Source organism: Mangrovimonas yunxiaonensis (assembly GCF_000733475.1).
In the GTDB taxonomy this organism is placed as follows: Bacteria; Bacteroidota; Bacteroidia; order Flavobacteriales; family Flavobacteriaceae; genus Mangrovimonas; species Mangrovimonas yunxiaonensis.
The window spans coordinates 1-22,661 of sequence record NZ_JPFK01000003.1; the positions used below are offsets into that span (position 1 = coordinate 1).

The following is a 22,661-nucleotide window of genomic DNA, read 5'->3' on the forward strand; positions in this document are numbered from 1 at the left end:
GGTGGTTTTGGCGGTGGCTTTGGCGGTGGCGGATTTTCTGGAGGAGGCGCTGGCGGCAGTTGGTAACATTAATCCATAATAAATATCCCACCTTTACCGGTTTCACCTTTTTTACCAAGGCTGTTAAATTTCCAGCTTAAACTTAACATAAAGTACTGCTTTAACACAGTGCTTTGGCTGTCTTGAATATAATTTTGTGTTGCAGTTCTTTTAGCATTTGTATTTTGGTTTAATAGATCGTACACTTTTAATGTGGCCGACATTTTATCGTTTAAAAAAGCATACGCTAAAGTGGCATTCCAGAACCAAGCACTCTTCTGGAAACCTGCGGCTACATTAGGATTGTAAACATAATTTATGTCGTTTCGCCACTCGAAATTTTTAGGTAAGAAAACCGCTGTTCGCAGTCTAAGTTCATGAGATAAAAACTCACGATCGTCAAAAGCTTCGATGTCGTAGGTGTTTTTTGTGAAATTAAGACTGTACCTTGGTCTTATTTCAAAAATGTCCTTCCACTCGAAAGTAACATCTAATTCTGGCGATAGCGATCTTACCTTTCCAGCGTATTGTACCTCGTTATTATAATTTATATGTCTATCCAAATTACCATAAATGCCTACCCCCACTTTTACGGCTCTTAAAGAATCCAGTTTTATGCGTTTATCATAATCAAATCCGCCATAAACATGGTAGTTACCATTAACATTAGTGTAGGTGGTTTCGCGAACCAAATCCTCGTTAATGGTTGTTTTAGAGATCACTTGGTTATCGGTAATTTGCGCACCAAAATAACTGTAAAAGCCTGTTCTCTCCTGAAAATTGTAAGCGTTAAACCCAAGATAAATTTGGTGGTTGTTTGAAGGGGCTAAATTGGGATTACCAACAACGGTATTTAAAGGGTTAGATACATTTTGAAAGGCCTGTAATTGTGACAACTGAGGCGCCTCGTTACGCAAACGGTAATTAAAATATATCGATGAATTTTCACCAAACCTATAGTTTAAATACGAGCTTAACTGCATGTTCTCAAACTTGCGCTTAATGGAAAATTGTGGTCTTAAAAAGTCGGTATTTGCCATGGTTCTAAACAAATAACTCACCCCCACACTAGAGTAAAACTTGTCTTTATTGTAGTTAACAGACATTCCCGGGGTGCTCTCTTCATCTAAATACTCAAAATCCGTGCTTAAGGCTTCATTAAAATCGGTATACCCAAAACCTGCATTATTTCTGTTTAGGGTTGTTTTAACATCGTTGGTTTTACTGCGGCTATAATTGTAATTAACGTTTAAAAACAAGGTTTTTGCAATAATGGGGAATCTATAGGTCACACCAGAGCTTATCCTGTTCATCTCATAATCAGAATTGGTATACTGGTCTCTTGTTTCCTGATCTATTAAAACATAATCGGGATTATTAGGATTGGCCACATCCTCACCATAAATATGGGTTTCAGAATTTAAGTAATCATCGCCCGCCCGGGTGCTTATTTCATTGTTTAAATTAAACCTTACATACCCACCTTTATCCCCAAAACGCTTTGTAATACTTAAGCGGTTACTAAAGCTTCTTGCCTGATTTTCTACGTAAGAATCGGTATGTGATTCATTGGTTAATTGCCCGGCCTGACTTTTGGAATTCTCACGACTGTTGTAGGTGGTTTTTCCATCTGAAAATCTAAAAGATGGTGCCACATTAATGAGAAATGTCGAGTCTATTTCCACATCAAACCCCATGTTTACATTATGGCTATTACTATCGCTTTTAGACGCTGAACTGCTATTGGTAAAGTACCTTGAGTCTGGTAAAATATTTTCGCGCTGCGAGGCGGTTTCGTTTTCAGAGCTGCTTCCTGAATGAAAATAATCGGCAGAAATATCGATATTTTCTTTTTTACCAAACACATCGGCATAATTGGCTCCTATGCTTCTTGATGTGGTAATGCCTTGCCCACCACCAAATGTTCTTCCATCTATGGTAAATGTGCCGTTACTAGACCTAGACATGCTTCTTGCGCCACCAAACATTTTACGTATTTCGCCAAAACTAAACCCCGGCGAATTAATGTTATTCCCGCCCGCCAAAACACTTATTCGCCTGTCGTTATTAAAGTAATTAAACATTCCGGCGGCTTCGTAACGCTGGTCTGTACCTATACCGGCGGCAGCACGCCCAAAAACACCTTTGTTCTTCTCCTCGCTTATTGTTAAGTTAATGGTTTTATTTTCGCCATCGGTGGTTTCTCCTGTAAAGGCTTCCGATTTTGTTTTTGTATCAACCACTTGAACTTTATCGATAATGTCCTTGGTTAGGTTTTTGGTGGTTATGGTAGGATCATCACCAAAAAACGGTTTACCATTGACCAATATTTTGTTTACAGACTTACCATTTACCGTAATCTGCCCCTCGTCATCTACCGCTACGCCGGGAAGTTGTTTCAGCAAATCTTCTACCGTTGCATCTTTTTTGGTTTTAAAGGACTTTACATTAAACTCCAGTGTATCCTTTTTAATGGTTACAGGAGCCGATGAGGTTAAAACAACTTCGCTTAAAGCATTGGAATTTACCTGCATTAAAAGCTCTTTAAAATGGATTTTGCCCTTGCTTAAATCAACTTTTTTAAAGTAGGTGTTATAGCCAACATACGACACAAACATGTTGGCCCATTTTTCGTTCGTTTTATTTTTCAGCAGAAAATTACCATTCTTATCAGAGATGGTGTAGGTAATTAAAGTACTGTCTTTTGCTTTCTGCAAGTATACGGTTGCCGATTCTAGTGGCGTACGGCCTTCTTCGGTGAGTAAGGTTCCTGAAATTTCGAACTGCCTAGATTGGGAAAAAGACATGGACACGCAAAGCAAGGCCACGGCAACTAATAATCTGCTCATACGGTTTTGGTTGGATGTATTTCGTTTAGCTTAGTTAGATTAAGTAACGAATATATGACCTTTTTCGTATGACTTTTCTTAACAAATGTTTAAAAAAGGCTATTTCTTACGCATATAAACGGTTACGGGAACCCCGTGAAAATCGAAATTCTCGCGAAGTTTATTTTCCAGAAAACGCTTATAGGGCTCTTTAACATATTGTGGCAAATTACAGAAAAACGCAAACTGCGGCTGCGGTGTTGGCAGCTGGGTAATAAACTTAATTTTTACGTATTTCCCTTTGTAGGCCGGCGGTGGGTAACGCTGAATAATAGGCAACAACACATCGTTAAGTGTTCGGGTTTTTATTTTCTTGCTGCGGTTTTTGTAAACCTCAACTGCCGTTTCTATCGCTTTGTATATCCGTTGTTTGGTTAAAGCCGACATGAAAATAATTGGCACATCGGTAAAAGGCTCGATTTCCTTACGAATTTGTTTTTCGAAGGCTTTCATGGTCGAATTGTCTTTTTCTACCAAATCCCATTTGTTTACTAAAATTACAATGCCTTTACGGTTGCGTTCTGCCAGCCAAAAAATATTCTGTACTTGACTATCAAACCCGCGTGAGGCGTCTAGTACCAGTAAACATACATCGCTATGCTCTATCGCTCTAACACTTCGCATTACCGAGTAAAACTCTAGGTCTTCTTTAACTTTTGCTTTACGACGAATTCCTGCCGTATCGACCAAATTAAATTCAAACCCAAAACGGTTGTATTTGGTATCTATAGAGTCTCTTGTTGTGCCTGCTATGTCGGTAACAATATAACGGTCTTCGCCTATAAGAGCATTGATAAACGACGATTTTCCAGCATTAGGTCGTCCTACAACAGCAAATCTGGGTAGCTCTGTTTCTTGTACCGCTTCTTTTTCTGGCAAAGCTGCTACCAAAGCATCTAACAAATCGCCGGTACCGCTTCCGTTTATACTGGCTATGGTGTAATACTCGCCTAGGCCTAATGCATAAAACTCGACCGCATCTTCGGCACGTTTGGCATTGTCAACCTTGTTTATAGCAAGAAAAACAGGTTTTTCAACCTTTCTAAGCAACTTAGCAACGTCTTCATCCATGCCTGTAACGCCAGCTTCTACATCAACCATAAAAATAATGGCATCGGCTTCATCTATGGCCAACTCTACCTGCTTGTCTATTTCTGCTTCAAAAACATCGTCGCTTCCAACAACATATCCTCCTGTATCGATTAACGAAAACTCTTTTCCATTCCAATCGCTTTTGCCATAATGGCGGTCTCTGGTTACACCACTTACCGCATCGACAATAGCTTCGCGACGTTGAATTAATCTGTTAAAGAATGTAGACTTCCCTACATTTGGCCTTCCTACTATGGCAACTATGCTACTCATAAACTTTATATTGTTGGCAAAGGTACGGTTTCCTGTTCTAAGAAAAAATACTATTTTACACACTTAAAAAATTCAACCCACAACATGTCCAACATAAACGATCTTGTTTTAAGGCCCAGGTTTAAAAAAACGCTGCCTAAGCCCAACACCGTTGTATTAGAAACCTTTGAGGAATTAAAAACCACACAAAAGGCCTTTATAGTAACTAGGATAGACGATCATATTTTTATTAAACTCCCTAAAAGCGAGCAGCATTTTTGGACTCCACAACTACATTTGGAAGTTAATGCTATAACTGCTTCAAAAAGTATGCTGCATGGCCTTTTTGGCCCCAACCCTACCGTTTGGACCATGTTTATGTTCTTGCACTTTATTGTAGCTTGCCTGTTTATGGGCTTTGGCATTTGGGCCTATACCAACTGGAACCTTAACCAAGGTTTTGCCATGCAACTTTTAGTTATGTTTTTAATGGTTGTGCTTTGGTTTTTACTTTATTTTATAGGACGTATGGGCAGACAAAGAGGAAAACCAGACATGTACCGTTTGTATCATTTTATGGAGAAAACCTTAAACTTGTCTTAATAAAATAATTTTTAATCTTAAAGAACGTTACCTTTACTTACAAAACCTTACTTATGAAAAATAGTATTACGGCCATTATATTCTCTATAGCGATTGTTGTTTCGGCATTTTTATTGGGCGACGCGTTTATGAACAGAAATAAAGCAGATGGCACCATTTCGGTGACAGGACTGGGAAAAGCCGATTTTAGCTCGGATTTGATTGTCTGGGAAGGCTCGTTTTCTAAAGAAAGTTATGACCTACAACAGGCGTATAGCGACCTGGAAGAGGATAAAAAAATCATTTCAGATTATTTGTTTTCAAAAGGCATTACCCAAGACGAATTGGTTTTCGATGCTGTAAAAAGCCGTAAAAACACCCGCGGAAAATACAGTAATGACGGGAAATACATGGGCGAAGAGTTTTTAGGCTACGTGCTTACCCAAGCCTTACAAATAGACAGTAAAGACGTAGAAAAAGTTGAGGCTATTTCTCGTGAAATTACAGAATTACTAAACAAAGGCATACAGTTTTACTCGCAACCACCAAGGTACTACTACACCAAGCTTTCTGACCTAAAGATTGAAATGATCTCACGGGCAACCGCCGATGCCAAAGAACGTGCCGAGAAAATTTCGATAAATTCTGGTGGCAAGCTAGGCAAATTGCTTTCTGCAAAAATGGGGGTGTTTCAAATTACCGGACAAAATTCTAACGAAGAATACTCTTGGGGCGGCACTTACAATACCTCATCTAAAGAGAAAACAGCCTCTATTACCATGAAATTAGATTACGAAGTAAATTAAAACTACGCCTACTTTTGGTTGTACCCAAAACGCCTTAGCTGATTTTGGTTGCTGCGCCAGTTTTTGTTCACCTTTACGTAAAGCTCAATATGTATTTGCTTACCAAAAAAGGCCTCTAAATCTTTTCTAGCCTCGGTACCAACACGCTTTATGGCTGTGCCCTTATGGCCTATAATAATGCCTTTTTGGGTGTCTCTTTCAACCATAATTACCGAACGTATCCTGATGATGTCCTCATCTTCAAAAAACTCTTCGGTTTCTACCTCTACGGCATAGGGGATTTCTTTTTTATAGTGAAGAAGGATTTTTTCACGTATGGTTTCGTTTACAAAAAAACGTTCTGGCTTATCGGTTAGTTGGTCTTTGGGATAAAATGCCGGCGATTCTGGTAGCAATTCAACAAGGCGGTTAAACACATTTTCTACATTAAACCCTTCGAGGGCCGAAATGGGATAAATCTCGGCATTGGGCACTTGGTCTTTCCAGAGCTCTACCTGGGCTTCCAACTGCTCCTGGTTAGAGGTATCTATTTTATTCAACAGCAACAATACCGGAATCTCTGAATGGGTAATTTTATTAAAAAACCTTTCATCCTTTAAGGACTTCTCCCCAACCTCTACCATATACACCAACACATCGGCATCTTCGAAGGCCGATTTTACAAAGTCCATCATCGACTCTTGCAACTCGTAAGCTGGTTTTATAATGCCTGGGGTATCGCTTAAAATGACTTGAAAATCTTCGCCATTCACAATCCCTAAAATACGATGTCTCGTCGTTTGGGCCTTAGAGGTAATAATAGATAGTTTTTCCCCCACAAAGGCATTCATTAATGTAGATTTCCCCACATTTGGGTTGCCTATAATATTTACAAAGCCTGCTTTATGCGCCATCGTTCAACGTTTAAAATTACTGCAAAGTTACGACCTTGGTTTGTTTATTCCCCTATCATACATCACAATACTTCCTGCAACAGACACATTTAGGCTTAATTGCGACTTAAATTTCACCAAAAAATGGCTCTTTTCAATGGCTTGCTTGGACAGTCCGTGGTCCTCGGCGCCCAATAAGTACACACAACGCCTAGGGTGGTGAAAGGTTTCCAAAGCTTCAGCTTCGTTTGTTAGCTCTACTCCTACCAACCGCGCGCCCTTGGGCAGGTTGTTGTAAAATTCCTCGAAAGTCTCGTAGTGAAAATACGGCATGGCCTTTACCGCATTATGGGTATCGCAAGCTTGCTTGGCGTAACGGTTGCCAATGGTAAAAATAAAACTGGCGCCTAAATTTTGTGCCGATCGCCACAGAACGCCCAAGTTTTCTGGCGTTTTACCATTTTGTATTCCAATACCGAAAAACTCGTTTGTAAAGTTATCCATAGAACGCAAAAATAAGAAAGTCTGTAAGCTATGGCAAAATAACTTCTGGGTTAGATGCCGCTTTTAATTTAACACCAAAAAAAAAGAGCCCTCAACAGGGCTCCAGTTTGTTTTATTAATGGTTGTGCCCGTGGTGTGGGTCTTCAGACGCTTTAGTACCAGATTGGTTCATTTCCATAGCGTGGTCGTACTTGCAGCATTCAGGTAAATTTTCATAGGCATCTAAATTGCCCGCTACTTGCTCTGTATCGTACCCAGAGGCCGCAATAGCATTATGAATGGCCGCCACATCGGTTTTTGTATCATCAAAAGAAACATCGATTTTCTTTTTGGCTACATCCCAGTTGGCGCTTGCCACACCGTCTACACCATTGGCTGCTTTCTCTATGGTTCGTTTGCACATGCCGCAGTTTCCTCTTACACCAAAAGCAGCACTTGCCATAGCTATGTCGCTTTGTGTTGCTTCCGTTTCGGCTGTTGCCGTTTCTCCGGCTTGTTTTGCTTCATTTTTGCAGCTTGTTAATCCCATAGCCGCAATAACAGCTAGGCTTAAAATTACTTTTTTCATGTTTAAAAATTTAATGGTTATTGTTTACTTATTCTATAACTTGTTTGACTTCGCCGCACTTTAGCATCTGATCGCCAAAATACGGATTTAACACCTCTTTTTCCTTACTTAGCCAATAGGCGCCTTTATCGCTATTTGCCATTGGACAATATTGTTTATAGGCTGTTTCGTTAATTCCAAACGATTGCACGGCCGTAATAAAATAATCTGATAATGTTTTAAAATGTTTGCGTTGGGCTTCTATGTTCGCCGCTTGTGCTATGGCATTGTTGTTTGTGTTTATTGGTTTATACAGCGCCATCCACTGTTCATGAGCAGCTTCGTTGGTCAGCAGCTTCATATCCATTCGCCCCAAATCTTTTTTTAGAGATTTAGCACTAGTAGTCGCCAATGCCATATCGGTTTTTACCAAGGCGTCTTTCAGGCTAATATAACTATTATACACTTGCTGTAATTGTGTTTTAAATTCCTGAGGAACTTCAAAATTAACAGCTATTTGCTTGGTGTGGTTCATCATCGATTTTTTACCTTGCAACTGCGCAGCAGCATCTACAGTAAAGGTGCCATTGGTTACCACTTGGTCGCCAACATTCAACCCCTTAAGCACTTGGTATCCGTCGCCTATTTGATGGCCTAAAACAACCTCACGCATCTCGAAAACAGGTTGATCTAAACTAGATTTTACATAAACCACAGAGCGTTCTCCTGTCCATAAAACCGCCGATGTTGGCACAGTTATGGCCTCTTGATCCTTATTCGCTACCCCTTCTAAGCGTGCCGAAACAAACATCCCCGGTTTAAATATTTGGTCTTGGTTGTTTAGTACCACGCGCAAAACTACAGTTCGGGTTTGGGTGTTTAAAATGGGATCTATAAAATCGACTTTGCCCTTAAATACCTTATTAGGGTATGCGGCTGTACTTACCGAGATGTTTTGTCCCGTTTTAAATGCATTTATCTGATTTTCATAAACATCAAAATTAGCCCAAACCGTATTAAGGTTAGCAATCTTTAACAAAGGCTGTCCTTGTTTTATATAATCACCTTGGGCCACCAGCTTTTCGGTTACCGTTCCCGAAACCGTAGCATATACCGGAACATGCTCTTTTACATTACCCGTCTCTTCTATTTGATTGATTTGATTTTCTGAAAGCTTCCAAAGCTTAAGTTTGTTACGTACAGCTTGGTACAATGCGGGTTGCGATTCTTTTAACCCGGCTGCCGTAAGCAGTTCCTGTTGCGCAGCATACAACTCTGGCGAATAAATGGTCGCTAACAGCTGCCCTTTACGAATGTCTTCGCCCGTAAAATTGACATGCAAACGCTCTATGCGTCCCGAAAAGTAACTGGCTTGAACGGTATTGGCTTGTTCGTTTGCTACAATCTTCCCTGATAATTTAATGCCGTTCTGCCCAACATGTCCTGCTCCAACTTCTGTTGTTTGGATGTTGGCTAAGGCCATGGCATTTTTGGTTAGTTTAAACTGCTCTGCCGACACCCCTTCTGCCCCGGCTTCTGCTGGAATTAAATCCATGCCGCAAATGGGGCAATCGCCTGGTTCTGGCTGCATGATTTGTGGGTGCATAGAACAGGTCCACATTTGTTTGGTTGCCGATGCCTCGTGGTCGTGCGTTTTTGTGTTGTTTGAAGCCCCACCAAAAAGCAACCACCCTAAAAATAATCCGACAATTAAAATGGCTATGTAAACGATGTATTTTTTCATGTTACTATAATTTTATGTTTTTTAATCGTAAAGCATTGGTTATAACCGAAACCGAGCTAAAGCTCATGGCCAAGGCCGCTATCATTGGAGACAATAAAATCCCGAAGAAAGGAAATAGCACTCCTGCCGCTACCGGCACGCCCAAAGCGTTGTAAACAAGTGCAAAAAATAGGTTTTGTTTAATGTTTTTCATCACAGCGCCACTTAGTCTCTTAGCCTTTACAATACCGTGCAAATCGCCTTTTACCAGAGTTATCATGGCGCTCTCTATAGCAACATCGGTACCGGTTCCCATGGCAATTCCCACATCACTTTTGGCTAGTGCTGGGGCATCGTTAATACCATCGCCAGCCATGGCTACTACTTCGTTTTTGGCTTGTAGTCTTTCCACTTCTTTTAGCTTATCTTCGGGAAGCATGCCAGCCTTGAAATCTGCCAGATTTAGTTCGGATGCTACGGCTTGAGCTGTATCGTGATTGTCGCCCGTAAGCATGATTACTCCTACACCTTGATCCTGAAGTGCTTTAATGGCTTTTTTGCTCGTTGCTTTAATTTTATCACCTATTGCCACATACCCCACAACAATTTCATCTACTGATAAAAAGGAAACGGTCTTGCCTTGTTGCTGATATTTCTTGGCTTCGGTTTGCATTTCGGGTGTTATTTTGGCCTTGGCATGCGCCATCATTTCCGTATTGCCCAAAGCTACTGGCTTGGTGTTTATAACTGCTGCGACACCCTTTCCTGTCACCGCCTTAAAACCTTGAGCGTTTTGCCCTTTTACCTGCTGCTCTTTACCATAACGAACAACAGCTTCGGCCAAAGGGTGCTCGCTATTTGCGTTTAACGACACCATATATTCCAACACCTCCTTATCGTTAAAATGGCTATTGAATGCTCCAACTTTTTCCACCGTTGGCTTGCCCTCGGTAAGAGTACCCGTTTTATCTACAATTAAAGTTGTTACTTTATCCATGCGCTCCAGAGCTTCGGCATTTTTTATCAAAATACCATTCTGGGCACCTTTTCCAACCCCAACCATAACAGACATAGGGGTTGCCAAGCCTAAAGCACAGGGGCAGGCAATAATTAATACAGCAATGGCATTTACCAGAGCATACACGTACGCTGGTTCTGGCCCCCAAATAGCCCAAACACCAAAAGTTAATATGGAAACCCCAACTACAATGGGTACAAAGTACGCCGATATTTTATCGGCTAGTTTTTGAATGGGCGCCCGACTTCTGCTGGCTTCATTCACCATATGGATAATTTGGGACAGCAAGGTATCGCTGCCTATCTTTTCGGCTTTCATTAAGAATGCTTGGTTGCCATTAATGGTCCCACTACTAACCTTATCGCCTATTGATTTGTCTACTGGAATGGGCTCGCCCGTAATCATCGACTCGTCTATACTAGCGGTGCCTTGGGTGATAACACCATCTACGGGAATTTTATCGCCAGGCTTTACTTTTAGAATGTCGTGTAACACAATACTGTCTATGCTAACCTCTACATCTTCGCCATCAACCACTTTTACAGCTTTACTGGGCGCTAATTTTAACAACTCCTTTACTGCCGAATTGGTTTTACTATGCGCACGCGCCTCTAACAGTTGGCCTAGTAATACTAAGGTTAAAATAACCGTTGCCGCTTCGAAATACACATGTACAGCCCCCGATTCGGTTTTAAACTGTGCCGGAAACACGTTGGGAAACAACATACCAACCACGCTAAACAACCAAGCCACACCTGCCCCTATACCGATAAGAGTAAACATGTTAAGGTTGCCTGTTTTAATGCTTTTGTAGGCCCGCTCGAAAAACATCCAAGTGGCATAGAATACTACGGGAATGGACAACGCAAATTGTATCCAGTTCCAATATTTTTGCTCTAAAACAGCATACAAAGGGTTGTTGTTAAGCATTTCGCTCATGGCAATTATAAAAATGGGCAACGTAAATGCCATGGCCAACCAGAATTTTTTTAGCAGCTTTTTATAGGTTTTTTCTTCTGCCGAAAGGTTTGCTTTGGGCACCAAATCCATCCCGCAAATCGGACAAGAACCCGCCTCGTCCTTTACAACCTCCGGATGCATGGGACAGGTCCACTCTTGCCCTGTACCTGAGCCTATTTTTTGCTCTTCTACCAAATCCATTCCGCAAACGGGGCAATCGCCTGGTTTGTTATAGGTTTTATCGCCTTCGCAGTGCATGGGGCAATAAAATGTGCCTGTTCCCATGCCTTTTGGTTTTTCTTTTTTCTCTTCCTTTATCTGGTGGCGCGCTTCTAACTTGTGAATGCTATACCGCCCGCCATCATTTTTCAGTGCGTCCTGAAAAACTTCAATGGGTAAATGTTTATCCATTTCAATGGTCGCTTCGGCCTTTTTTAAATCGACCGTTGCCTTTAAAACGCCTGCAACCTTAGACAGCGTTTCTTCAACGTGGCTGCGGCATCCGTTACAGGTCATTCCGTGTATGTGATAGGTGTGTTTCATGATGTTTTCTTTTTAAATTAACCCTCTAAACTACTGCAAAACGCCAGGTGTCGTTTTTCTAATTCTGGTTAATTTTTATACAATTTTATCCAGTCCTTTTCTGTCGCTTTCTTGCAACTTTTTATAGGCTGTCATCGACATTCCGGTTATACTTTTAAACTGTTTTGCCAAATGACTGCTGCTCTTATAATTAAGGCTGTATGCTATTTCTGAAAAATTTAATTGCTTTAACTGAATGTATTCTTTTACCTTTTCTATTTTTAAATTAATTAAGTACTTCTCTAAAGTTATTCCTTCTAACTGGCTAAATGTTTTGCTGAGAAAAGAATAATGCTTTCCTAAATCTTCGGCGATTTTTGAAAGGATAAAATCGGCATCTCCTTTATCCATCTGTTTAATTAACGCCAGTTTCATTTTTTCTACCAACACATCGGCTTCTTCCTGTATCAATTCAAAACCTATTGCTTGCAAAGCCGTTTTTAGCCTGATATCGTCTTTCTTTGAAGCGTCTTTTACAACCACCTCTCCCAAAGCTACCGATTGCACCTTAAAGCCTTCGGTTTTTAACAACTCTAGAACAGTTGTTTTACACCGATCGCAAACCATATTTTTAATCAATAATGTACGTTCCATGTTTATTGAATTAAATAATTGATGATTGCACTTTGCTCATAATAGGCTTTTACCGCTTCAATTTGATTGATTTGAAACTTCAATTGCAGCTCTTGAATATCCAGAACGTCGTTAAAATCAATCGTTCCTGTTTCGTAGGTTTTAACAAGTATACGCTCTGCATCTTGGGTTTGCTTTAAATTATCGGCCTGCGCATAATATGTAATGCGCGCTTGGTTGCGTTGCGAAACTGCTTTTGACAAATCGGCCCTTAACCCGTTTAGGCGGGCTTCTTTTTGAAACTGAAGCTCTTGTTTACGCCACTGGTTCTGTTTGGTTTGCGACTTATATTTTTTATTAAAAATAGGGATAGAAACCGATAGCATGGGCATGACCATATCTTTATACGAACTGGTAATCATTGGGCTGTCTTCTTGGTTAATGTAGCCAACCCCAACCCCTAGCATGGGGCCACTTTCTTTTTGGTTTAATGCTTCGGCTTGCTCGATAGACCGATACAGTTTATCATACCTAAGAAGCTCTGGGTTTAAAGCCAACGAATCGTAATGGACAACCGCATCTGTTTTAGGCATTTCCATAACGGGTACCACAGTCACCTCGCTATCATAATCCCTATTCAACAAACTGTTTAGTGCTGCTTGTATGCCTTTATCCTGCTGCATTAAAACCGCTTTTTTTTCCTGCAATTCGTTCTGCCTTACCTGCAACCGCAACACATCTACCGCCGATGCCTTTCCAACTTCTACAGCCGTAAGTGCAAGCGTTTCATAAGACTGTAAAAGGCTCATGTTTTTATCCAGCACCTGCTGTTTCGCCCTAATGTTATAAAGCTGGTAATACCGTTGGGCAACAGCAAGTACAAGTTTGCGCTTTGCTAGGGCAACCTCGACGTATTGCGCATCGGCCATTGAAGTTACATAATTTTCCCGCGCCGTTATGGTACCAAACCAAGGTAACATTTGCATGACAGAAACCCGATAACGTTCCATGGGCATTTCCATTTCTGGAGATACTGCCATAACACTAAAATTGAATTCGGTATTGGGCAACGTATTAACTTCGTTTACTTTCTCTGAAGCAATTTTATATTGAACATCGACCTTTTGAATCTCGGGGTTGTTGCTCAAGGCCTCTTGAATGTACCCTTCCAACTCTTGCGCATGCCCTTGAATCGCAAAAAAGAAAGATGCCAAAAACCAGCCTGTTTTTATATAGGTTTTCATCTGTTTTATTTTATTTTTTTCACTTTTAATTCTGCTTTCCAGCTATACAGTACCGGCACCACAAATAACGTTATGAGCGCGATAAGCATGCCGCCAAAACTTGGTATGGCCATTGGGATCATGATGTCGCTCCCTCGTCCGGTAGATGTTAATATGGGCAACAGCGCCAAGATGGTCGTTGCCGTAGTCATTAAACACGGACGGATGCGTTTTTCACCGGCTTCGACCACAGAAGCTCTAATGTCTTGTTCCGTTTGAGGTATGTTTTTATTAAACGTCTGGGTTAAGTAGGTCGCCATAACAACGCCATCATCGGTTGCAATTCCAAAAAGGGCAATAAACCCTACCCAGACAGCAACACTTAAATTAATGGGATGTATTTGAAACAAGTCCCTAAGATTTTCCCCAAAAAAGCCCACATTTAAAAACCATTCTTGTCCATATAGCCAAATCATTAAAAACCCGCCGGCAAAAGCAACAGCAATGCCCGTAAACACCATTAACGAAGTGCTTACCGAACGAAACTGGAAATAGAGGATTAAGAAAATAATCAGTAAGGCTAAGGGCACTACCACCGACAAGGTTTTTTCTGCGCGCAACTGGTTTTCATAGCTTCCTGTAAACTGATAACTTACTCCCTTAGGAACCACTAATGCCCCAGAGGCTATGTGTTCATGAATTAGTGCTTGTGCATTTTCGATAACGCTCACTTCGGCATAACCTTCCATTTTATCGAACAGCACATAGCCCACTAAAAAGGTGTCTTCACTTTTTATAACTTGCGGTCCTTGCTCATACCTAATGGTGGCCAATTCGCTTAATGGTACTGGGCTGCCATTTTCTACAGGCACATAAATTTTTTGCAAATCGGTTGGATTGGCACGCAATTCCCTTGGGTAGCGCACCCGTATACCATAGCGTTCCCGCCCTTCTACCGTTTGGGTTAATTCCATACCGCCAACGGCCACTTGAAGCACGTTTTGCACGGCTTCTATGGTAATGCCATAACGAGCCACTTTATTCCTATCGATGTCGATTAACAAATAGGGTTTTCCTACAATACGATCGGCAAAAACAGCTTCGGTCTTTACACCTTCGGCTTGTTTTAGCAGGTCTTCCAACTGCATTCCAAAAGCTTCAATCTGTTTTAAATCCTGCCCTTTAACCTTAATACCCATTGGCGCACGCATTCCTGTTTGCAGCATGACCAATCGGGTTTCTATGGGTTGAAGCTTAGGGGCAGAAGTGACGCCTGGTAATTTGGTTACCTTTACGATTTCGTTCCAAATATCGTCGGGCGATTTGATCTCCGGGCGCCAATTGCGATAAAATTCGCCGTCATCATCTGGAATAAGCTGTTCTTTTGCATTGATGGCTTGCCACGCTTGGTACTGATTGGCCCGCAATGCCTGCCCGTTTTTTAAGACATACTCTCCATTATCATTTACTTTGTAGCGTTGCCGCTCGCCATGTGCATTAAGCATATACTCGGGTTTGTACTGAATAACATTCTCGTACATGGACAACGGTGCCGGATCTAGAGCCGATTCGGTACGGCCCGCTTTTCCTACCACGGTTTCAATTTCCGGAATGTTGGCAACGGCCATATCCAATTGCTTTAGCACCCGCTTGTTCTCTTCAATGCCCGAGTGTGGCATAGACGTTGGCATGAGCAAAAAGGAACCTTCGTTTAACGAGGGCATAAACTCCTTGCCCGTATGTTTCATAATAAAAAACCCTGCAACTACAATGGCTGTCGGCACAGATAGGAACAGTAATTTATTGTTTAAACACCAATTTAAAATACGGGTGTAAAACCTAATGAACAAGGAAAAAACGCCTAATAGGCCAAAACAGATGACTCCAACAAAAACCAAGTTCCAAAAAAGGCTTTTGTCTACTCCTAATGGGCGCCAATATTCGGCCAATAAAAACACAATGGCCGCTGCCGAAATAATAATATTTATTGTATTTACAGAAATGGCACCCCTGAAAAACGGGAGTGAAACACGAAACGCATCCTTTTGAAAATACAAACTTAAGAGGGCAACCCCTGCAAAAGCCATCATTATAATGCCTAACCCATTACCATAGAAAAGCGCAACCACACCCAGTGCCATTAACCCCACATGTAACACATATTTTATAGGCGTTTTAACGGATTTTTTTCCGAATAAAAAGGCGGCAAAAGGTGGGATTAAAAACAAGGCCACAATAATTGAAGCCGTTAAAGCGAAGGTTTTGGTAAACGCCAATGGGCGGAACAGTTTTCCTTCGGCCCCAATCATGGTAAATACAGGGATAAAACTGATAATGGTTGTCATTACCGCGGTAACAATAGCCCCAGACACTTCTGCCGTAGCGTTGTAAACAACCTGATTGATTGGTAACTTGCCATACTGAGTTTTGCTCGGCATCTTTCTTTGAGATGCCTCATCACTTGCTCCTTGTTCTCTCGGGATGATCTGATTATTATCATCCAAATGCCTGATGATATTTTCTGAGAGAATAACCCCCACATCGACCATGGTTCCTATTGCAATGGCAATTCCCGAAAGGGCTACAATATTGGCATCTACCCCAAAGAGTTTCATGGCAATAAATACCATTAACACTGCTACTGGTAACAAGCCAGAAATTAGTACCGATGCCCTTAAATTAAACACCATAACAATAATAACCAAAATGGTGATTAATATCTCTAAGGTTAACGCCTCGTTTAGGGTGCCTAAGGTTTCTTGAATAAGCTCGGTTCTATCGTAAAAAGGCACTATGGTAAGTTGTGAGGTTCTTCCATCGGCCAATACTTTTGAGGGCAATCCTGCACTCAGCTCGTTAATTTTATCCTTAACGTTGTTAATAACCTCCATGGGGTTTGCCCCATAGCGCGCTACAACCACCCCGCCAACAACTTCGGCGCCTTCTTTGTCTAAAATCCCCCTACGTGCGGCAGGCCCTAGCGATACCTTGGCGATGTCTGAGATTTTGATTGCCGTAAACGTTTCTGAAGCCACTAAAGCATTCTCGATGTCGGCTATGGATTTTACATACCCCAAACCGCGCACCAAATATTCGGCTTGGTTGATTTCTAAGGTTTGGGCACCAACATCCCTATTGCTCTCTTTTACAGCTTTAACCACTTGGTTTAGCCCAATATTATATTGGCGCATTAGTTCTGGGTTAACATCGATTTGGTATTCCTGAACATACCCCCCAATAGACGCCACTTCGGATACCCCGCTTGCTGCCGACAAGGCATATTTCACATAAAAATCCTGAATACTCCTTAGTTCGTGAAGGTCCCAACCACCTGTTACCTGGCCTTTTTCGTCGCGCCCTTCTAAGGTGTACCAATATATTTGGCCTAGTCCTGTTGCATCGGGGCCTAAAGCGGGGTTAACACCATCGGGCAACAGACCACTTGGCAAGGCGTTGAGTTTTTCGAGAATGCGACTGCGGCTCCAGTAAAACTCCACATCCTCCTCAAAAATGATGTAGATACTAGAGAAGCCAAACATAGAAGAGCTGCGTATGGTTTTCACCCCAGGAATTCCTAAAAGCGTGGTGGTTAACGGATAGGTGATCTGATCTTCGATATCTTGGGGAGACCGGCCGTTCCACTTGGTAAATACAATTTGTTGGTTCTCGCCAATGTCGGGAATGGCATCGACCGCCACAGGGTTGCTAGGCAAAAATCCGGTATCCCAATTAAAAGGGGCGTTTACGGTTCCCCAACCGATAAAAAACAGCAGCAGCAAAACTGCTACAAGTTTGTTTTCTATTAAAAATTTGATGCTTTTGTTTAGCATTGCTAAGTGTTTTAGTAGTGAGTACAAAGTATTGAACCTAATGTGTACCAATGCGTTTTGAGGTTATAACACATAACTTCAAAACACAAAAAGCCGCAACACAACACCTGTTGTATTACCGCCCATTACTAAAATCAAATTAAATATGTCTCATCAAGCTTAAAAATGGGCTTGACGACGTGTGGAGGTTTGTACTGTTTGTAAGTAGATGCCTTATTGTCTACATGCTCTAGAAGATTTAGATACGTATAAACAAACGACGTTATGAATACTTGCTGTTGAAAGGAAATTTTATCTATAGACAGCTGCAATTCGTCTTGACCATCGACCACCAACTGCTTATCGTCGCAGCAGTTTTTTTTGGTGATTTCGCAATCATTCGCCAAAGGTGTTTTCATGTCCATGCCACAACCTTTGGCTTTTTGAAACACCGCTGTTTCTATCAGCATATCGCCACAATAATGCATGTTTACTGTAAATGACAATGTAGAGCACAGCACTACAAAAGCCATTACCATTGACATTATTTTATGAGATATTTGTTTCATACCAAAAACAAAGATACAAAATTTAAAAAAACATTGGTTTTATTAACAAAAGTTTAGCCTGCGTTACAACCTTTGTAGTAATGCTTAACTAAATTTTAAGCTTATACCCAAAAGCCAATTTGGCCATAGACAAATTAAACAGGTACTTATTATCGCCCCCCAATTGGGTTGAATAGATACCGGTATCGTACATTAGGTTAATGTAGTAGCGTTCCACATTGTAGCTTAGAGCCAATGAGACATCCAGCTTGTACAGCATGGGTTTTGAAGGCCTATAATTTCCTTCCTGCAAGATTACATTTTCGTTGATTACTGCAATTCCGGGCATGATGTTGCAGGTTGCTATTAAGTTTTTAGGTAAGATAAATGCCGATAAAAGGCCCGTTAAAAGACCAACTGCACGCCCATTATAGCGTTTAATGTTGGCTTTCTCGTTAAAATAGAGCAACCCATTTTCGGGCAAGACAGAGCCGTCTGCCGAGAAATAATCAAAAACCGCAAAAGTACCTATCCCGCCAGTAATGTACACATTCTTATTTGTTTTAGACAAGCCGGCCTTTAGCAAGGAATACGAAAATTCGATTTCTGAAAATGTGTAAAGGTAATTAAACCCTATGGTTTTAGATTTTATATCGCGTCGAAACAAACTAGGATCGCCATAATTGTTTTTGGTATTAAAACCTTTGTAAAGCTGCAAGTAGCCATTAAAATAATGCTGGTTTTTAAGCACCAAACTGCCTTGGGCGTCGAACCGCTTGGTAACCTCCTGCTGCCCGCTTTTTATATTAAAAGCAACATCGATTAAAATTTTACTGTTGGCAATACCAACCCCTAAACCGTAACGGTTTTTAGGGACATACTGCATTTTAAAGTGGTCGTTTACCAATCGAAACCGCTTGACCTTATAATTAGAAAATACACGTGCTGAATAATTTCTGAGGTCGTGATCGATAAAAAGGGAATCTACTATTTCAAAAAAACTTAAGGGGGCCTTTTTTTCTGTTTGCGCGCGCACTGAGAATGAGGCCAAACAAAAAACAGCAAGAAATAAACATCTACTAATCATGTAATCTTAAACAACTTATTTTTTCGGGATTTATTATGCGAGTCTTGCGAAAGGCTAAAATTACACTAATTAACACAAAATACAAGGTGTTTAACGTTATTGTCACACGAAAGGATTGTGTGGAAAATTCGTGCGAGAGTTAAGTGATTTTTATAGCTGTTTTAGTAGAAAATCTTTTAATCTTCTTTAAAAAAGAAATCATGGATATCTATAATATCACCACGGCCTATTTGTACTAAATCCATGGTTTCCTTTAAATAAATGCCTAACGACCGCTCATTATAAAGTAGTTTAAGCCTTGGAGAATAATCTGTTACTACATACATATCTCCAGACAATTTAAAGAACGGGACAGCTACTTTACCTTCGGCCTTTACTCCTCGATTAACAATTTTACCTTGTTTTAAAATAGCTTGTAATTGCGCATCGTCTTTTTCGTTTGATGCTACTTTAGTGTAAGCTGTCATCATACTCATCCATTCACTTTCATCAATTAAAAACCAATTTACTCTATCAAAATCAATTCCGTAATCACTTATCCACCCAGGACTAGTAAACCCAAACAGCACTTGTTTTTTACCATTGAGCACTGGGGTCATTTCTGGCACAAACTCCTGAATTTTGTATATAATAACTGTAGCACGAGACATATCCTTTACTTTTTTGCCATTGAAAGACAATGTCTTTAATGAAAAACTTGTCAATTCAGGATTATTATAAAGTATCCATTGGGTAGCATTAAGTTCTGCCTGCTCTTCCATTTGTTCTATTGATGCAATAGCCGCACCAATGGCAGCCATCCCTCCTACAGCTGCTGCAATAGCAACACCATCATTTTGGGCATTAACAGGTTTGGATATTATAAAAATGGCAAGTAAGATAACAATGCTTCTTGGCAAGATATAGTTTTGTCTAGGTAAATTAAAAGTTAAGATTTTCATGCTATTTTGAGTTTAAATTATTATTTCGTTCTTACCTACCTCTGCTACCTTACGAATCCTTTCGTGTGGGCTTATATTACTTTACAAAATAGTCCCTAAATACAAGCAATGTGCTTTACCTTAATAAGCATTAACAACTAATTGTGTTATAAATTATAATGCTTCAATAGAAGTTAATTTAACTAAATCGAAACTATAACTTGCATTGCTTGGAGGAATGTAGCATATTTTTTTTAGCTTCCCAGAAAAGGCAATTTGAGGACGTTCACCTTCATAAGTTTCCTCTTTAAGGTAATCAAATTCATTATTTAAAAAATCTTCATTACATACAACTATAATCCATATAAGGTTTGACGGTTCAGAAGTTCTGACAACTATCATAAAATGGTTGTTATATTCAACATCATAAGCGCTATAAAATTCTTCATTATGCCTATATCCAATAGTAGCTACTAGATTATCAACTTCCGCTACAGAAACATCATTAATAGTTTTAGAATCACAACCACAAGTTGGTGGGGTATCGTCGTCATTATTGCAAGAAACGAATACAAAAAATAATGATAGTAAAGATATAATTAAATATTTTTTCATGTTAATACTTTAGGTTAATCTTATTCCCAAACGAATTTTTCGTGTGGTTTTATAGCACTTTATAAATCGCCCTCAAACATAAGCAATATGCTTTAATAACGACTACGTTGGCTTCAATTTTAAATTATAAATTGCCTGAAATCTTATTTACAAAAAAAGCCAAACACTTTCGTATTTGGCTTGTTGTAGCGGGAACTGGACTCGAACCAGTGACCTTCGGGTTATGAGCCCGACGAGCTACCTACTGCTCTATCCCGCGATATTGGACTGCAAATATACCATGTTTTTTTGGTTTCACAAGAAAATTTCTAAAAAACTATGTTATAAAAAAAGAGCGATCGCAATCGCTCCTTAATTAAACACAAAATTAGGCAGGGTAATTTTTTTATTAAACTGTTATTAGGCTGGTTGAAAGGGTTGCTTTTTAAAAACATTAAAACGTCTGCCCAGCCAACACATGTCACTACAGATAGTTTTGCGTAGCAATAAAAGCAACCATCCATTCGTGAGTCAATTTCTTCAATGTTATTTAAACCGATACATGGGTCATGACCAAAGGAATATCCATGTACCCTCCTCTTCGGTCTGTTAAACGCCACGCGTCTAAATGCATAAGCTTGCAAATTTCGGTTGGAATTTCTCCTGTTATAAAATTGCTCCCCTTTAAAAACATTTTCAGTTTTGATAAGTTTTTAAAGGCCGTAGGCATATCACCATAAAACGTATGGTCGTACAACTGTAGGGCCTCTAAATGGTTGGTAATAGGGGCATGCTGCACTTTAGGACTTGAATGCCATGGGCTAGCATAATCATTACCATGTGTTGTCTGATGAAAAACCGGCAGGGGGTCTTTTTCCTGTGCAGATGTGGTTACGAACGTTAATAATGCTAGTGAAAACAATAAAAAAACAAGCGTATTTTTTTTCATGGCTATCTGGGGTTTTGTCGCTATGTAACATGTTTAAAAATAGCCTTATTATTGGTAAAATGCAATTTTTTTCGATGAACTACACGAGTGTTTTCTATGGGCGGGCTTATTGTTCTTACTGCCATACCATTTCGAAAAAAAAAAGAGGATACCCGCTCTGGAATATCCTCTCTAATAAATAATGGTATGTGCTTTTTCTTAATCGTCGAAATAATCTGTAGCCAAAACACCGTCATCCTCTGGAATAATCATTAATCCTGGAGGGGTTGTTTCGTGTCCGGTTACAGTAACATATTCTTGGTCTAAATTATTGTCGCTAATCATCATAACATCTAAATGTCTTAATCGGGCAACTTCAAAAGGAAGTGTTCCTGTTAGCTGGTTGCTGGAGATTACCAATTCCTTTAAGCCTTTTAAACGACCAATCTCTACCGGTATCTCACCTTCAATATTATTATCTAACAAAACCAATTTTTCCAATTGGGTTAAATGCCCTATAGTTTGCGGAATGGTTCCTGTTAAATGGTTGCTGCCTAAAGAGAGTTCTTTTAAATTTGTAAGTGTCATTAAGCTTTCTGGAATGGTTCCTTCTAAGGCATTGCTGTAAAGTTTTAAAACTTCTAACTGCTTTAGGTTTCCTAGGGTTTCTGGAATTTCACCATCTAACCTATTCATAAAAAGCGCTAAAGTTTTAAGTGCTTTTAGCTGGCCTAGTGCTTTAGGCAAGTTTCCAGATAACTTATTAAATCCTAAGTTTAATTCTCTTAAATAGATAAGGTCTTTAATGGCATTAGGCAGAGTGCCTTCTAGATTATTCATATGAAGGTTTAGCCCCACAACATGGTTGTTTTCTACAACAACACCATACCATGTACTTACCGGTGTGTTTAAATCCCATGTGTTGGTCCACTGCTCGCCCTTGGTTGTTTTGTACAGCTGCTCTAAAGCTGCTTTTTCTGCATTGGGCACACTAGAAAAAGATAAAAAAGGCACTAACAGAAACAAGTAGATTAGTTTTGAAGGCTTCATTTCTAGTAGGTTAATTGGTTAAACATGACCAAATTAAACAAATTAAAAGCTTAAAAGCAAAAAA

At 40.2% G+C, this 22,661-nt stretch carries 18 protein-coding genes and 1 tRNA gene; 2 read left to right on the plus strand and 17 right to left on the minus strand.

Translation table 11 applies throughout. The features are described 5' to 3' along the window. Window positions 1–68: 68 nt before the first annotated feature. Both IA57_RS02190 and der read right to left on the minus strand, forming a co-directional pair. Window positions 69–2,888 carry an outer membrane beta-barrel protein gene (locus tag IA57_RS02190; RefSeq protein WP_036118778.1) on the minus strand — a complete coding sequence of 940 codons (2,820 nt, stop codon included), beginning with the start codon at window positions 2,886–2,888 and terminating at the stop codon, window positions 69–71. Between the two features lie 99 nt (window positions 2,889–2,987). Then, complete coding sequence (gene der, locus IA57_RS02195) at window positions 2,988–4,292, minus strand: ribosome biogenesis GTPase Der (protein WP_036118780.1); 1,305 nt, start codon at window positions 4,290–4,292, stop codon at window positions 2,988–2,990. Between the two features lie 84 nt (window positions 4,293–4,376). Here der and IA57_RS02200 point away from each other — a divergent pair, with 84 nt between their 5' ends. Beyond that, window positions 4,377–4,874: a hypothetical protein gene (locus tag IA57_RS02200; RefSeq protein WP_036118782.1), complete on the plus strand. Its 498-nt coding sequence runs from the start codon at window positions 4,377–4,379 to the stop codon at window positions 4,872–4,874. A 53-nt stretch (window positions 4,875–4,927) separates the two neighbouring features. Beyond that, the gene (locus IA57_RS02205) at window positions 4,928–5,659 is read left to right on the plus strand and encodes an SIMPL domain-containing protein (protein ID WP_036118783.1); all 732 of its coding nucleotides are present in this window, start codon (window positions 4,928–4,930) and stop codon (window positions 5,657–5,659) included. Window positions 5,660–5,667: 8 nt separating this feature from the next. Here the strand turns inward: IA57_RS02205 and era are convergent, their stop codons facing one another. The 15 genes from era to IA57_RS02280 all read right to left on the minus strand — a co-directional run bounded on the left by era (window position 5,668) and on the right by IA57_RS02280 (window position 22,597). Continuing rightward, window positions 5,668–6,552 (minus strand): GTPase Era, encoded by an 885-nt coding sequence (era, locus tag IA57_RS02210; RefSeq protein WP_036118784.1) that lies wholly within the window; start codon window positions 6,550–6,552, stop codon window positions 5,668–5,670. Window positions 6,553–6,579: 27 nt separating this feature from the next. Next, window positions 6,580–7,035, minus strand: coding sequence for an RNA methyltransferase (locus tag IA57_RS02215; RefSeq protein ID WP_036118786.1), 456 nt, complete (start codon window positions 7,033–7,035; stop codon window positions 6,580–6,582). 115 nt (window positions 7,036–7,150) lie between these two features. Next, on the minus strand, window positions 7,151–7,603 hold the full coding sequence (locus tag IA57_RS02220) for a heavy-metal-associated domain-containing protein (protein ID WP_036118788.1): 453 nt from the start codon (window positions 7,601–7,603) through the stop codon (window positions 7,151–7,153). Between the two features lie 28 nt (window positions 7,604–7,631). Continuing rightward, on the minus strand, window positions 7,632–9,326 hold the full coding sequence (locus IA57_RS02225) for an efflux RND transporter periplasmic adaptor subunit (RefSeq protein WP_036118790.1): 1,695 nt from the start codon (window positions 9,324–9,326) through the stop codon (window positions 7,632–7,634). A gap of 4 nt (window positions 9,327–9,330) precedes the next feature. Beyond that, window positions 9,331–11,826 (minus strand): heavy metal translocating P-type ATPase, encoded by a 2,496-nt coding sequence (locus tag IA57_RS02230; RefSeq protein WP_036118792.1) that lies wholly within the window; start codon window positions 11,824–11,826, stop codon window positions 9,331–9,333. A gap of 75 nt (window positions 11,827–11,901) precedes the next feature. Continuing rightward, window positions 11,902–12,459, minus strand: coding sequence for a helix-turn-helix domain-containing protein (locus tag IA57_RS02235; RefSeq protein ID WP_036118794.1), 558 nt, complete (start codon window positions 12,457–12,459; stop codon window positions 11,902–11,904). A 2-nt stretch (window positions 12,460–12,461) separates the two neighbouring features. Then, window positions 12,462–13,682, minus strand: coding sequence for a TolC family protein (locus tag IA57_RS02240; protein WP_373283074.1), 1,221 nt, complete (start codon window positions 13,680–13,682; stop codon window positions 12,462–12,464). 5 nt (window positions 13,683–13,687) lie between these two features. Further along, on the minus strand, window positions 13,688–17,491 hold the full coding sequence (locus tag IA57_RS02245; protein ID WP_036118798.1) for an efflux RND transporter permease subunit: 3,804 nt from the start codon (window positions 17,489–17,491) through the stop codon (window positions 13,688–13,690). Between the two features lie 134 nt (window positions 17,492–17,625). Further along, window positions 17,626–18,039, minus strand: a complete 414-nt coding sequence (locus tag IA57_RS02250; protein ID WP_036118800.1) for an HYC_CC_PP family protein — start codon at window positions 18,037–18,039, stop codon at window positions 17,626–17,628. 88 nt (window positions 18,040–18,127) lie between these two features. Beyond that, entirely contained in the window at window positions 18,128–19,069 is a 942-nt protein-coding gene (locus tag IA57_RS02255; protein ID WP_229730276.1) for a DUF4421 family protein, read from the minus strand. 212 nt (window positions 19,070–19,281) lie between these two features. After that, the gene (locus IA57_RS02260) at window positions 19,282–20,046 is read right to left on the minus strand and encodes a hypothetical protein (protein ID WP_051880953.1); all 765 of its coding nucleotides are present in this window, start codon (window positions 20,044–20,046) and stop codon (window positions 19,282–19,284) included. A 153-nt stretch (window positions 20,047–20,199) separates the two neighbouring features. After that, window positions 20,200–20,640, minus strand: a complete 441-nt coding sequence (locus tag IA57_RS02265) for a hypothetical protein (RefSeq protein WP_036118805.1) — start codon at window positions 20,638–20,640, stop codon at window positions 20,200–20,202. Window positions 20,641–20,826: 186 nt separating this feature from the next. Next, window positions 20,827–20,899: transfer RNA gene (locus IA57_RS02270), tRNA-Met, on the minus strand. A 270-nt stretch (window positions 20,900–21,169) separates the two neighbouring features. Further along, window positions 21,170–21,568 (minus strand): hypothetical protein, encoded by a 399-nt coding sequence (locus IA57_RS02275; protein ID WP_036118807.1) that lies wholly within the window; start codon window positions 21,566–21,568, stop codon window positions 21,170–21,172. A 198-nt stretch (window positions 21,569–21,766) separates the two neighbouring features. Beyond that, window positions 21,767–22,597, minus strand: a complete 831-nt coding sequence (locus IA57_RS02280) for a leucine-rich repeat domain-containing protein (protein ID WP_036118809.1) — start codon at window positions 22,595–22,597, stop codon at window positions 21,767–21,769. Window positions 22,598–22,661 lie beyond the last annotated feature (64 nt).

Coding starts and splice junctions, on each gene's coding strand:
- IA57_RS02200 (WP_036118782.1), top strand. CDS start 4,377: ATGTCCAACATAAACGATCTTGTTTTAAGGCCCAGGTTTAAAAAAACG.
- IA57_RS02225 (WP_036118790.1), bottom strand. CDS start 9,326: ATGAAAAAATACATCGTTTACATAGCCATTTTAATTGTCGGATTATTT.
- IA57_RS02235 (WP_036118794.1), bottom strand. CDS start 12,459: ATGGAACGTACATTATTGATTAAAAATATGGTTTGCGATCGGTGTAAA.
- IA57_RS02205 (WP_036118783.1), top strand. CDS start 4,928: ATGAAAAATAGTATTACGGCCATTATATTCTCTATAGCGATTGTTGTT.
- IA57_RS02250 (WP_036118800.1), bottom strand. CDS start 18,039: ATGAAACAAATATCTCATAAAATAATGTCAATGGTAATGGCTTTTGTA.
- IA57_RS02215 (WP_036118786.1), bottom strand. CDS start 7,035: ATGGATAACTTTACAAACGAGTTTTTCGGTATTGGAATACAAAATGGT.
- IA57_RS02275 (WP_036118807.1), bottom strand. CDS start 21,568: ATGAAAAAAAATACGCTTGTTTTTTTATTGTTTTCACTAGCATTATTA.
- era (WP_036118784.1), bottom strand. CDS start 6,552: ATGGCGCATAAAGCAGGCTTTGTAAATATTATAGGCAACCCAAATGTG.
- IA57_RS02245 (WP_036118798.1), bottom strand. CDS start 17,491: ATGCTAAACAAAAGCATCAAATTTTTAATAGAAAACAAACTTGTAGCA.
- IA57_RS02240 (WP_373283074.1), bottom strand. CDS start 13,682: ATGAAAACCTATATAAAAACAGGCTGGTTTTTGGCATCTTTCTTTTTT.
- der (WP_036118780.1), bottom strand. CDS start 4,292: ATGAGTAGCATAGTTGCCATAGTAGGAAGGCCAAATGTAGGGAAGTCT.
- IA57_RS02230 (WP_036118792.1), bottom strand. CDS start 11,826: ATGAAACACACCTATCACATACACGGAATGACCTGTAACGGATGCCGC.
- IA57_RS02280 (WP_036118809.1), bottom strand. CDS start 22,597: ATGAAGCCTTCAAAACTAATCTACTTGTTTCTGTTAGTGCCTTTTTTA.
- IA57_RS02190 (WP_036118778.1), bottom strand. CDS start 2,888: ATGAGCAGATTATTAGTTGCCGTGGCCTTGCTTTGCGTGTCCATGTCT.
- IA57_RS02265 (WP_036118805.1), bottom strand. CDS start 20,640: ATGAAAAAATATTTAATTATATCTTTACTATCATTATTTTTTGTATTC.
- IA57_RS02260 (WP_051880953.1), bottom strand. CDS start 20,046: ATGAAAATCTTAACTTTTAATTTACCTAGACAAAACTATATCTTGCCA.
- IA57_RS02220 (WP_036118788.1), bottom strand. CDS start 7,603: ATGAAAAAAGTAATTTTAAGCCTAGCTGTTATTGCGGCTATGGGATTA.